At 59.2% G+C, this 12,780-nt stretch carries 11 protein-coding genes; 6 read left to right on the top strand and 5 right to left on the bottom strand.

All coding sequences use genetic code 11. The annotated features are described in order from the left end of the window. The first annotated feature begins 387 nt into the window (after positions 1–387). From ACR0IK_RS11935 to ACR0IK_RS11925, 3 genes are read left to right on the top strand one after another with little or no spacing between them, the layout of a single operon-like run. On the top strand, positions 388–2,811 hold the full coding sequence (locus ACR0IK_RS11935) for a DUF3141 domain-containing protein (protein ID WP_480641644.1): 2,424 nt from the start codon (positions 388–390) through the stop codon (positions 2,809–2,811). Next, positions 2,808–4,202 carry a bifunctional enoyl-CoA hydratase/phosphate acetyltransferase gene (locus tag ACR0IK_RS11930; protein ID WP_480641643.1) on the top strand — a complete coding sequence of 465 codons (1,395 nt, stop codon included), beginning with the start codon at positions 2,808–2,810 and terminating at the stop codon, positions 4,200–4,202. Before ACR0IK_RS11935 ends, ACR0IK_RS11930 begins: the two co-directional genes overlap by 4 nt. Beyond that, positions 4,195–5,364: an acetate/propionate family kinase gene (locus tag ACR0IK_RS11925; protein ID WP_480641642.1), complete on the top strand. Its 1,170-nt coding sequence runs from the start codon at positions 4,195–4,197 to the stop codon at positions 5,362–5,364. Before ACR0IK_RS11930 ends, ACR0IK_RS11925 begins: the two co-directional genes overlap by 8 nt. Before the next feature lie 6 nt (positions 5,365–5,370). Here the strand turns inward: ACR0IK_RS11925 and ACR0IK_RS11920 are convergent, their stop codons facing one another. From ACR0IK_RS11920 to ACR0IK_RS11900, 5 genes are all read right to left on the bottom strand, one after another. Next, on the bottom strand, positions 5,371–5,844 hold the full coding sequence (locus ACR0IK_RS11920; protein ID WP_480641641.1) for a hypothetical protein: 474 nt from the start codon (positions 5,842–5,844) through the stop codon (positions 5,371–5,373). A 10-nt stretch (positions 5,845–5,854) separates the two neighbouring features. Continuing rightward, on the bottom strand, positions 5,855–6,112 hold the full coding sequence (locus tag ACR0IK_RS11915) for a hypothetical protein (RefSeq protein ID WP_480591456.1): 258 nt from the start codon (positions 6,110–6,112) through the stop codon (positions 5,855–5,857). 114 nt (positions 6,113–6,226) lie between these two features. Beyond that, entirely contained in the window at positions 6,227–6,898 is a 672-nt protein-coding gene (locus ACR0IK_RS11910) for a D-lyxose/D-mannose family sugar isomerase (RefSeq protein WP_480641640.1), read from the bottom strand. A 16-nt stretch (positions 6,899–6,914) separates the two neighbouring features. Then, positions 6,915–7,841 carry a carbohydrate kinase family protein gene (locus ACR0IK_RS11905; protein ID WP_480641639.1) on the bottom strand — a complete coding sequence of 309 codons (927 nt, stop codon included), beginning with the start codon at positions 7,839–7,841 and terminating at the stop codon, positions 6,915–6,917. Positions 7,842–7,879: 38 nt separating this feature from the next. Further along, the gene (locus tag ACR0IK_RS11900) at positions 7,880–9,958 is read right to left on the bottom strand and encodes a family 1 glycosylhydrolase (protein WP_480641638.1); all 2,079 of its coding nucleotides are present in this window, start codon (positions 9,956–9,958) and stop codon (positions 7,880–7,882) included. A 207-nt stretch (positions 9,959–10,165) separates the two neighbouring features. Between ACR0IK_RS11900 and ACR0IK_RS11895 the strand changes: the two genes are divergently transcribed. Genes ACR0IK_RS11895 through ACR0IK_RS11885 form a run of 3 tightly spaced genes read left to right on the top strand, consistent with a single transcriptional unit; the run spans position 10,166 to position 12,736 of the window. Then, positions 10,166–10,918 (top strand): sugar phosphate isomerase/epimerase family protein, encoded by a 753-nt coding sequence (locus ACR0IK_RS11895; protein ID WP_480641637.1) that lies wholly within the window; start codon positions 10,166–10,168, stop codon positions 10,916–10,918. Beyond that, positions 10,918–11,964 (top strand): LacI family DNA-binding transcriptional regulator, encoded by a 1,047-nt coding sequence (locus ACR0IK_RS11890; RefSeq protein ID WP_480591438.1) that lies wholly within the window; start codon positions 10,918–10,920, stop codon positions 11,962–11,964. The genes ACR0IK_RS11895 and ACR0IK_RS11890 overlap by 1 nt, the downstream gene beginning before the upstream one ends. A 22-nt stretch (positions 11,965–11,986) precedes the next feature. After that, complete coding sequence (locus tag ACR0IK_RS11885; protein ID WP_480641636.1) at positions 11,987–12,736, top strand: basic amino acid ABC transporter substrate-binding protein; 750 nt, start codon at positions 11,987–11,989, stop codon at positions 12,734–12,736. The last annotated feature ends 44 nt before the right edge of the window (positions 12,737–12,780 follow it).

The following is a 12,780-nucleotide window of genomic DNA, read 5'->3' as shown; positions in this document are numbered from 1 at the left end:
GTTTCTAAAGGTGATGAATTTTGATCCAGATCATAAACGAGAGCTTTATTTTTCATCGCTTTGTATACCTCTGATTGTTCCGGATTGCCGCTGCGGTTGCGAGGGGAAGAATGGGTCAACGGTTCGCAGCGGTTCTAGCGAAGAATCCGCCTAAACTCCCCTGCCGAGGGCAAAACACCATTGTCAATTTTTCTTGCTATGCGGCATTGCGGCATTGAGTTTGAGTCCCATATCGAAACTCAGTATGCTGCATTGCAGAATGCACGGAAGGGCGGGCTGAATGTTCAGACTGGACGGAACCAGAGCGGTTGTCCTCGGCCTCGCCTATCACCTGCCATTGGCGAAAGGTGTCAACGCCTGAAACCGGACTGGGAAAGGAAGAGGCTCATGTTTTCGAATGTCCAGAAGACCTCGCTGAAACTAGGTTCAGAGATGGCGCAGGATGCGGCAGCGGTACAGGACCGGACGTTTGATATTGTGACCCGTGCGCTGGATCAGTCGGGGGTGCAGTGGCACCTGCTGGCCAAATCTGTGCGGTTGCAGTCGACAAAGATCGCCGAAACTCACTCGGAACGCACCCGTGACCTGATACAGGGATTTGCCGATGTGTCGCAGCACCTTGTGGGTTCGCAATCCGTGGCAAAAGACTGGGCGGCCTATCTGAAGGACGCCTCGCAGCGGGTGGTGTTGACCATGGACGCGCTGCGCGAACGTGGCGATGTGTTTCTGGAGCATGAGGCTGCAGGCTGCCCCCCGGTACTGGTTTATGACTACGAGATCATAGTCGACGGAAAGTCCCTGAAACGCGCCTGCAATTACCAATTGCTGCGCATCCTGCCGCCCAAGGGTGTGACAGTTGTGGATACGAAACGCCCCTATATCATCATTGATCCGCGCGCGGGTCATGGTGGTGGGATCGGGGGTTTCAAGCCGGACAGTCAGGTGGGCGTTGCCCTGTCGAAAGGCCATCCGGTGTATTTCGTTAGTTTTGGGCGTGATCCGGTGCCCGGCCAGACCCTTGCCGATATCATGCACGCCGAGGCCGGTTTTGTCCGCACCGTGCGGGCGCGCCACCCGGACAGCCCTCAGCCCGTGGTGACGGGGAACTGTCAGGGCGGGTGGGCCACCTTGCTGATGGCCGCCTGCAATCCGGACCTGACCGGGCCGTTGATCCTGAACGGTGCGCCGGTTGCGCCATGGTCAGGCGAGGTGGGCGAGAACCCCATGCGCTACAACGCCGGCGTTCTGGGGGGCACGTGGCAACCGATGCTGTGGTCCGACCTGGGTGCGGGCACGTTCGACGGTGCTAATCTTGTGATGAACTTCGAACAGTTGAACCCCAGCCGGAACTATTTCGGCAAGTATTTCGACCTCTATCGCGACCCCGAAGCGGGCTGGAAACGCTTCATCGACTTTGAACGCTGGTGGGGTGGCTATTTCATCCTGAACGAGGCAGAAATCCACTGGATTGTCGAGCAGCTGTTTGTCGGAAACCGGTTGGTCAAGAACACCGCGCAGTTGGAGCCAGGTGTTCCGGTGGACATCAAGGAGATAAAGGGCCCGATCTTTGTCTTCGCCAGCCAGGGCGATAACATCACTCCACCGCAGCAGGCGCTGAACTGGATCGCCGCCACTTATGCCGACGAAGAGGAAATTCGTCTGCGCGGGCAGCGGATCATCTACATGCTGCATGACGAGGTCGGCCATCTGGGCATTTTTGTTTCGTCCAAAGTGGCGCGCAAGGAGCATACCGAGCTGGCCTCGACTCTGGAAACGGTCGAAGCGATGGCGCCAGGTCTCTATGAGATGGTGATCGAGAACATAGAAGGAGAAGGTCAGGACAAACGGTTTGAGGTTCGGTTCTATGACCGTACTTTGGAAGATGTGGCCGCGCTGGACGATGGGCAGGAGGACGAAGCCAGCTTTGCCGCCGTGGCCCATATGTCCGAGGTACAGGCCAACGTCTATGAAACCTTCGGGCGTCCTGCTGTGCGGTCGCTGTCAATGCCGATGGGGGCGAAAGCCCTGCGCGAGCTGCATCCTTTACGGGTGCAGCGGGCCGCCATGTCCTCTGCGAACCCTGTGATGAAGGGCGTGGAGCATCTGGCCGATACAGTGCGCGAGCAGCGCGAACCTGCCGCGCCGGACAATCCTTTCCTTGAGCTTGAGAAACTGACCGCTGACTGGATCGAACAAGTCATGGACCTGAACCGGGACCTGCGCGATGCGTGGTATGAGGCCGCGTTCTTTACGCTCTGGGGTGGGCCACTGGCGACCTGGTTCGGTAAGAAATACGCGGCGCACCGCACCTTGCCAGACCCTGAATCCCTCCGCTCGTTGCCGCAGGTCGAGGCTGCGCTGGCGCATATGAAACAGGGCGGCCTGCCCGAGGCTGTGATCCGCCTGCTGATCCTGCTGGGTGCCAGCAATCAGAGCTTCCGGGCCGAGATTCTGCACCGATGGGCACATGTGTTCAGGAATGAAGCACCCTTCAAGAATCTGACTGTCGAACAACGTCAGCGGATGCTGCACGAACAGACCGTGATCGTGACCTTTGACGAACAGGGCGCGATGGACTCGTTGCCCGATCTGCTGCCGCGTGCGTCTGAAAGAAAACAGGCTGTGGATCTGATCAAGCGTGTTCTGGGCGATATCCCGGACCCGTCGCCCGAACTTGTAGGGATGGCGCAGGCGCTGTACGAGACACTCGATCTTGCTGAGGTTGAAAAGAAATCCGATGCCACGACCAAGCCTGCCCCCAAATCCCGGGCGCGCAAGGCTGCTGCAGTGAACAAGGCCAAACAGCAATGAAGATAGAAGAAAACCGCACTTACGCGCAGGTGGAAGAAGGCGACGAAGCGCAGGTGACGCGCCTGTGTACGATCGACGACCTTTACGCTTTTGCTTCGGCATCGGGCGATCACAACCCGCTGCATTTGGCTGGCTACGACGGCGATGGCGACGGCCGCCCCGAGGCAGTTGCCCCGGCCCTGTGGCCGGCTGGTCTGATCGCGGCGGTTCTGGGTAACATCCTGCCCGGCGCGGGAACGCAGACTCGATGGGCGAACCTGTCTTTCCACCTGCCCGTTATTGCCGGCGACGAAGTTACCGCTTTTGTCACCGTGACTGAAAAGCGCGAGGATGGTGATTTGCTGTGTGCCGCCGAAGTGCGCCGCGTCGGCGATAATGCTCTGGTTCTCAGCGGCGAGGTTCAGGTGACGCCGCCAGCCAAGCACATGACCTTCGACTCGGTGGAGGTGCCCGGCCTGATCGTTCAGCGCCACCGTCACTTCGACGCGCTGATCGCACAGGCCGAGCCGATGGACCCGATGCCCACCGCAGTGGTTGCCCCGGAAGAGCCGAACTCGCTGGGGGGTGCGCTGCTGGGCAAGGCCAAGGGCATCATCACGCCGATCCTGTTGGGTGACCCGGACAAGATCGCCGCTGCTGCGGCCGAACTGGGTGCTAGTCTGTCGGGGATCGAAATCATCGAGGCCAACAGCCATGAAATCGCTGCTCATCGCGCGGTTGACCTTGTGGTCGAAGGCAAGGCGCAGACCTTGATGAAGGGGCATTTGCATACGGATGTGCTGCTACGCGCGGTGTTGCGTCGGGACAGGGGGCTGCGGACAGGGCGGCGCCTGTCACATGTGTTCGTAATGGATGTGCCTGGCATGTCACGGCCTATTATGGTGACGGATGCGGCAGTCAACATCGCCCCCGACCTGGAAACCAAGGCCGATATCGTACAGAACGCTATCCACTTGGCGCATTCCATCGGGATCGAAACGCCGAAGGTTGGCGTTTTGTCGGCGGTTGAGACGATCAACCCGCATATGCCCTCGTCTGTGGATGCTGCGCTGCTGTCGAAAATGGCCGAGCGCGGGCAGATCACAGGCGGTCTGGTCGATGGCCCTCTGGCGATGGACAACGCGATTGATTTGAACGCGGCGCGCACCAAGGGCATTACCTCAGAGGTCGCCGGAGCGGCGGATATTCTGGTGGCTCCGAATATCGAGGCGGGGAATATGGTGGCGAAACAGCTGACCTATATCTCGCACGCTGAGGCGGCGGGGATCGTTGTTGGTGCCGCTGTGCCAATCATTTTGACATCACGGGCGGATGATGACGCGTCGCGGCTGGCTTCTTGCGCTGTTGCTGCGCTGCATGCACGGGCGAACAAAGGTAAAATCCATGGCTGACCATGTTCTGGCGTTGAACGCCGGATCTTCTTCGTTGAAATTTGGGCTGTATGAACTGGGCGAGGGCAACCGTCCCAGAATGCGGTGGCATGGCCAGATTGAACGCTTGGGGGATGCTCCTCGACTGCTGGCGGAATCCTCCGGAGGGCGGTCAGTCGACCAGCCGCTTACCGACGCCAAAGGGCATGATGGTGCCATTCAGGCCTTTCTGGATATGGCACAGGAGTATCTTCCGGACATTCACATCCGCGCTATTGGTCACCGGGTCGTTCATGGTGGAACTGTTTATTCCGAGCCCGTGCAGATCGACGAAAAAGTTGTTGAAACACTGGCCGAGTTTGTTCCTTTTGCCCCGCTGCACCAACCCTATAGCCTTGCCGGAATTCAGGCGGCCAGCGCCGCCTTTCCCGACACGGTTCAGGTTGCCTGTTTCGACACTGCCTTTCACCGGACACACCCGTGGGTCAACGACACTTTCGCGTTGCCGCAAAGCTATTATGACAAGGGTGTGCGCCGTTACGGGTTTCATGGCCTGAGCTATGATTACATCACGCAGAAACTGAAGGAAATTGCCCCGAGCCTGTATGACGGCCGCGTGGTTATCGCCCATCTGGGAAACGGGGCATCTATGTGCGCGGTCTCTGGTGGACGGGCGCTTGCCTCGACCATGGGCTTTTCTGCGCTGGACGGATTGCCGATGGGCACCCGCAGCGGACAGCTGGACCCAGGTGTCGTGCTTTACATGATGCAGCAGGAGGGCATGAGTGCAGATGAAATCGCCGAAATGCTCTATCGCAAGTCTGGCCTGCTTGGCCTGTCGGGAATGTCGTCCGATATGCGCACTCTTTTGGCTGCGGAAACGCCCGAAGCGCGTCGCGCGATCGACTACTACGTTTTCCGTATACGCCGTGAACTTGGGGCGTTGTCCGCCGCGCTGGAAGGACTGGATGCCTTGGTTTTTACAGGCGGGATAGGCGAGAACGCGGCTCAGATCCGACAAAGGGTTTGCGAGGGAATGCGCTGGATCGGGATCGAGATGGATCCCAACAGAAACGCCGATGGCGGCACGGTTCTGTCGACTGACTTCAGCCGTGTTCGAATCCTTACGATCCCAACGAATGAAGAGATGGTGATTGCCCGCGCCGCAGCGCGAATGATGTAAACGCCGCTATTGGTCCGGCTTGTTTTTTCGCCGCCGGGCGTATCTGACCAACGTCCCCAGGATCGTGCTGATGACATCGGGCGTCAGCGCGCCCAGCGGGTCGCGCCTGAGGCCTGCTACGGTGCCGCGCGCCTCGGACAGGGTTTCTTTGATCTCGGTCTCGATGTCCTGCAAGGCCATGTCGCGCAGCTCCACCGCCGCCGTTGTATCGGCCTGCGCGTTCTGCGTATTGGCCACCAGCGCAAGGATCAGCGCTAGCAGCAGGTTAGCCCCGGCCATAATCAGGGCCGCCAGCGGTTTTGACAGGCTTTCCGACAGCCAGAGAAACCCGGCCACATTCAGCATGATGACCGCCAGCCCTACGGCCAGCCCCGCTGCGGCATAGAAACCGGTGCGACGTGCGGCCACCGCCACATGGCGTTGCGCGATCAGCCGTTCGGCGCGCAGAATGATCGAGATATTGCGGGAAATGCGGCTCATGATCGGGCTCCTACCGGGACCGGCCTAGCAAATAGCCAAGCGTGAAAATACCAAGCGCAAACAGGATCGGCCGTTTTTGCGGCAAGTCTTCCAATTCGGTCAGGGCTTCTTCCAACTGACCGGACCAGTTGTCGAAGTTTTCGGCAATTCTGTCGGCCACTGTGTCATGCGGCTCTGGTTCAGGTGCCTGTTGGCTGGCCGCCTTTTGCTCGTCCAATTGGCGGCGCAGATCGGCGACCTGGGCTTCAAGCTCGGCTTTCGTGACCATGGGACCGGTCCTCTTGCAATGGGTGCGCGCGGGTTGAGGCTAACACCCTCAACCCCGGCTTCAAGGACCATGTTAATGCGCTTTTCCGGTTTAGGAAAAGGGGCTTATCTTTTTTCAGGAATAGTAGTCCGCGACCAGAAGGAAATCGGGCGCGGCGTCTTCTTCGATGGTGGCGAAACGCGGGATCGGATCTTCGAACACGTTATCGGTGCGGTCGTCATTGACGGTCGAGACTTCACCGATCAGACAATCGCCCTTTTCGGCCCAGAACGCGTGCCAGATGCCAGGCATCAGGGTGACGCTTTCGCCAGGTTTCAGGCGTAGCAGCTCGCCGGGTTTGATCGTGACCGGGCAGCCATCGCTGGGCACGATAACGGGATTGTCGCGGTCAATGCCACCTTCGGCGTCCGAGGCATAGATTTCCATCACCAGATCGCCGCCGCCCCGGTTGATGATATCCTCGGCCTTGATGATGTGGCGGTGCATCGGCGACAGCTGTTTGTCGCGTGAGACCAACAGTTTTTCCGCATAGAGCATCCCCCGGCCGTTATTCAGATCGCCCACTTCGCCGTTGCGCAGAGTGAATAGGAACAGGCCAAGTTCGACAAAGCGGCCCTGCCCGTAGTCGGTAATATCCCAACCCAACCCGCGCTCGCGAATGCCGGCGGCCTTGTCGCTGCGCATCTGATCGGGGGACCAGTTGGCAAAGGGCGGCAGCACCGCACCGAATGAGCGTATAAAGGCCTCGGCCTCGGTCTTGATGGCATTGATGTCGGATCGTTTCATGTCGGTCTCACAAGGGTCAAAGCTCGTGCGCCCAAGGCGGATTTGCCCCGGGGCGGGATACGGTGACGGCGGCGACTTTCGCACCCTTTAAGAGGGCTGCACGCAGTTGGTCGGGAGTTAGGGCGTGTAGGGCGAGTTTGTTTAGGTGGCCCGCACGTTCGAGTTCAGCCAGAACGCCAGCGTTGAATGTGTCGCCTGCACCGACCGTGTCCACCACCTCGACCGGTGGAACGGGGACCGAGATTTCGGATCCATCCGCCAGATAGCCAGACGCGCCGTCGCTGCCCCGGGTGACAATCACAACGGCCGGTCCTGCCTGCAGCAGCAGAGGCACTTTCTCGGCGATGCTTTCGGGGCCGGGGACGATCCAGTCCAGATCCTCATCCGAGACCTTCACGATATCCGCCTGCGCGATCATCCGGTTGAGCCGGGTGCGATAACGGGTCTGGTCCTTGATGAAGTCCGGACGGATATTCGGATCAATCATCACCGCCCGATCCGCCCCGTGTTTGTCCAAAAGCGCGGCATAAGCATCCGCGCAGGGTTCGCAGGCCAGGCTGATCCCGCCGAAGTACAGTGCGGATACCGCTGGTAACTGGTTTGGCATGTCCTCGGGCAAAAGCATCCGCCCGGCCGAGTTTTCATCCATGAAGCTGTAGGTTGCGTGCCCGTCTTTCAACTGCACAAAGGCCATCGTCGTTGGGCGGTCCGAGCGGATCACATGGTTGTCGTCCACATGGCTGGCCTGCAGGGCCGAGGCGAGCTGTTGCCCGAACATATCCGAAGACAAGCCTGTCAGCAGCCCGGCTGGTGCCCCCAGTCGTCCCAATGCAACAGCCGTATTGAAAACGGCACCGCCCGAATGGGGCACAAACCCCTCATCACCCGAAGCGGTCAACGTAGGGATCATGTCGATCAGGGCTTCACCGCAGCACAAGATCATGCCGGGTCCTTTCTAATTCATGGGATCGGGCGGTCAGTCTACCGCGCGAGCGCACTTTTGCAGAAATTGTTAGCGCCAACAATGCCAAATTCGTCCTGTTCTGACACATAGAGGTTGAATGTGCGCCGCAGATCGCTGAACCGGCCACCCGCGTTGAACGCGTCGCGGAATGCTTGTTGGAACAGCCAGCGGTTTTTTTTGGCAACACCGCCGACAAGGAAAATGCCACCGGTGGGCATGAGCACGACGGCCAAATCGCCCATGACCGCGCCCAAGTGAGCAGTGAACATATCGGCGGTTCTCACCGCGATCGGGTCTGTTTGCGCGCGGGCGTCATCCAGAATGTCTCTGGCGCTGCGCACTGGTGTATCGGCCTGACCGGCTGCCATGCCAGCGGCTTGGTACAGGATCGGCAGACCGGTGCCGCTAAGGAACATTTCGGCCTCTAACACCAGAGTATCGTCAAAGAAGCAATCCGGAGCGATCTGGCGGGCCGCGCGGAAAATCTCGACCTCATCGACGTGGCGGGGCGACAGGCCGATATGGCCTCCTTCTCCCGATGCTGTGTGGTAACGCCCTTCCGAAAAAAGCAGGGCGCCGACGCCAAGTCCGGTGCCCGACCCAACCACCAGCCTTGTGCCGGGGGGTGGTGTCGTGGCTCCTTGCAGAACTTCGACATCGTCGCCGGTGACTTCGGCAACGGACCATGCGGCAGCGGTGAAATCATTGATCACAAAGGTATGCTGCGCGCCGGTGGCCCTGCCGATATCACTCTCGGACAGATCGAGGTTTGCGTTGGTCAGGCGGATGGTTCCGTCCTTCACCGGCCCGGCCCCTGCGGCGACGACGGCGCGCGGATCTGTGCCGATCTCGTCGCGCAGGCTGTGAAACGCCTCGAGCAATTCGGGCAGGGCACCTGTGGGGTACTTGCGGAGGTCGGTCAGCTTGCCGTCCGAGATCACGCCCAGTCGCGTATTGGTGCCGCCAATATCGGCGACCAGGTTCCAGTGTTCATGCATGACACCGGTGGGCTGCGCGAGAGGCAGCGACACCGCGCCGCCTTCCAACGTTGGCCGCAAAGTATGCACGTCTGTCGCCGTTGTGCGGAAGAAACAGCCTTTTACCGGCAGGCTTTGCTCCAGAGCGTTCTGCACGGTTTGTAGATGCTGGAAAATCCCGGAAGAACCCTGTTGGCGTTCCGAACTGCCCGTTTCGATGAGATAGATGGGCAGGTCTTTCGTGTATTTTTTCTGGATCCGGGTCAGGGCCAAGGGGTCGATCTGCCCGTAGGCGTCACAATTCAGCCCGCACCAATCGATGGGGGTGCTGATAGTGTCGAAATCGCTTTGCCAGCCCTCCGGCAGGTACTGCTCCAAATCCGTCAACGTACTATTTGGGTAGGCGTTGTTGAAAATGCCGCTTAACAGGTTGAAGGTTTGACAACGGTTTTTGGTCGAGGCTAGGGGGATTTCCACTCCCAGATTGGTCATGCCCAGCCCGCGCATTGCCTCAATTGAGCGGCCATGCGCAAGCAGCATGTGATGCATCCTGCGCGCGGCGGTGCGGGCGTCGCACGAGCCCGTGGCATCAAGGTACAGATCGCCAAGAAACGCAGGCGCGTCTATTGGCGCAACACTGAACATGCGATCACCGATGCGGCTCATGACGGTCTCGGTATAGTCGGCAAGCCAGCCCGTACTATCGCGGTTTCGCCAGCCCCCCAGATCGGCCAGTGCCAAAGGAAGCTCCTTGCCGCACAACGTCGCACAGGGCCGAATGCCGTGTTCCAGCAGGGTATCGATCAGGCGATCGTAGTCGTCCAACCCAGCCTGTTTCACCGATCCTTGGCCGTCGGGCAGAACATGTGCCCAAATGATCGAAAAGCGATAGCAGTCAAATCCGGCCTTAAGCACAGGGTCAAGGGCTTGCGGCTCGGATTTTTTGTGACCGCCAGAGGTCGCAAAGCCAAAGAGGAAGTCCTTGGGGAAATCAGCGCGGGTGTTTTGCATGATCAGTACCTGTTGGGCGGGACCGGTAGGGGTGCCACCTATCAGCTTGACCTCCGGCATTCCAGTTTCACGTGGGGCATTCACTGCTGCGGCCCGTTTATTTGGCATTCTGGTTCTGTTTCATGAAGTCGGCGATATCAAAAAATGGTAGCGCTAACAATACCTGAATCGTTATCCCCGTCAGATAAGGTAAACATCATTGCGAAAAATCATCTGGCTCAGGCGAAGAATGCACCGCTGAACCCTTGTCTTGACAAGTGTGGTCCAGCTGTTTCAACCTAATTGAAACGTTTCAATTCAGGATAAGCCCGGGAAATGCGTATAGCAGCGCAACTATATACTGTCCGGCAGGTTGGGGATCTGGCGTCCCAGCTTAACCTGGTTGGTGCCTGCGGGTTCACAGATATCGAAACGATCGGGTTTCATGATCTGGCCCCTCGGGACATGGTGCGGCAGGTCGTACGTTCTGGTTTAACCGTGCGCTCGGCCCATTTCGACTGGGAAGAGTTTGAAACGCGGTTTGACGAGATTCTCGATCTGTTGAGCCTATTGAAATGCCAGGTGGCTGTCATGCCTTGGCTGTCACCCGAGGCGCGGCCCGACACGTCCGAGGGATGGATGGACGTGTCGGGCCGGTTGGCGGATTGGGCTACCCGGCTGGTGGCGCATGGGGCGTGCCTCGCTTACCATAATCACGATTTTGACCTGACCGGACGCCCCGGGGAAACGCCTCTGGACCTTATTTTGTCGCATGAAAACCTTTACTGGCAGCCCGATATCGGGTGGCTGGCGGTTTCGCAGCAAGATCCGGCAATACTGTTGCAGCGTTATTCCGACCGGATTGTTTCGGTTCATGCCAAGGATGCAGAACCGTCGGCAGGTCAGGGGGACGAGCGTTGGCGCAATCCGGGGCAGGGCGTGGTGGATTGGCCCCGTGTGCTGCGCATTCTCGCAAGCAGCCCGTGCTCTGATTTGTTCGTTGAACATGACGAAACGCTAAACCACGCGGAAACCTTGCGAACGGGGCGAACCTTCCTGATGCGACAGCTTGCAGCGGAGGTCGGGTAGTGGCGCGCGCGACGATCAAGTCCATCGCGAAAGAAACGGGATATTCCGTAGGCACCGTCTCGAACGCGCTGCGCGGGGCAGCGTCGGTCCGGGAAAAAACACGGCAGGAGATTGAGCTCGCCGCCACCCGGCTTGGCTATCGCGTCAACATGGACGGGTTAAAACTGCGCACCAACAAATCTTACCGCGTTGCCGTTTTGGTCAGCGTGTCGCCGGACGCGGCAGAGGAATGGGAAGGGGTGGAGTTCACCCGCGTTCTGGCCGGTATCTCTTCGGCTTTACAGGGATCGCGTTATGAAATGAGCGTGTTCAACGTTGCGGATATCCCGGACGCGATGACAGTTCTGGCGCGGATCGTTCAGGATGGGCTGGCTGATGGGGTCATATTCTCAGGTACGTTGCGCGGTGATCCACGCATCGCGTATCTGCAACAAAACGCGTTTCCCTTTGTGACCATGGGGATGAGTGACAGCAAAACACCCCATGCCTATGTCGATTTCGACAGTCAGGTCGCTGCCTTCGATGCCACTACGCGGCTGGTACAGCTCGGTCACCGGCGTATTGCGTTGGTCAACCCTCCGGCCGAGCTGATCTATGCGAGTCAACGCCAAGCCGGATATGAACAGGCCCTGACCAACGGCGGGATCGCGCCGGACAAGGCCCTGGTCTTCAACGGACCCACCACGGCGCGCACCGGGCAGCGCAGTTTTGACGCGCTGATGCGGCTGTCCAACCGCCCCACAGCCTGTATCTGCGCCAACGAAGCGATGACGCTGGGCGTGTTGTCTGCCGCCCATGCCGCCGGGATTCGGGTTGGCCGGGACCTGGTGGTGATTTCGACCGACGATCTGCAGCTTAGCCGCTATTTCGTACCGCCGCCCAGCACCTATTATGTGCCGATCGAAGAAACGAGCCGCTTGCTGGGCGAGTACATGTTGAGAGCTTTGGACGGGGCTGACCCGTCCGAAACCCAGAAAAAGATCAGGGCCACACTTATCAAGCGGCAGCCTGACACCCCCGCGCCGAAAACGGCGTCTGTCAAATAGACCAACAGAAGGAGTAATGAAGATGTTCAAGAAACTACTGGCCGCAGCCGCTTTGACCGCGATGGCCGCCCCGGCGGTCTTCGCCGCCGATCTGGAGGGGCGTGTACTGAAAATCGGCACCGATGCCACCTATCCGCCGATGGAAACCGTCGATGAATCGACTGGTGAGATCGTAGGGTTTGACGTGGATGTGATGAATGCGATCTGCGAGAAAGTGAATTGCGTTCCGAACTTCGTCAACACTGCCTGGGACGGTATCTTTGCTGCGCTTCAGCAGGGGGAGTTTGATCTGGTGATCTCGGGCGTTTCGATCACGCCGGAACGCGAAGAGTCGATGGATTTCTCGGAGCCCTACATCGTGGTCAGCCAGGCCATTCTGTTGCAGGTCGACAATGGCGACATGACATTGGACGACTTCAAGGCCGGTGGTCAGAAACTGGCAGCGCAGACCGGCACCACCAACGCGCAGCTGGCCGAGGAACTGGTGGGGCGCGAGAATGTCAGCCTTTATGATAACTTCTCGGCCGCGATTCTGGCGTTGCAGAACGCGGATGTGCAGGGCGTCATCATCGACGGCACCTCGGCCGCAGCGTACGAACAAGAGTTCGCGGGTGAATTGACTGTGGGTATCACCGGCCTGAAATCCGATCCGCTGGGTATCGTGTTCCAGGAAGGTGACGCAACGGTTGATGCCATCAACGAGGGACTGGCGGCGATCAAGACCGACGGTACTTTGGATGCGTTGATCGGAAAATACTGGGGCACCGAATAACCCGGTCTGGCCCGTAACGGCCCGGTACCACCGTTGGCTGGGCC

Source organism: Ruegeria sp. BF7 (assembly GCF_056538605.1).
This window is presented reverse-complemented; position numbering and strand designations above follow the sequence as displayed.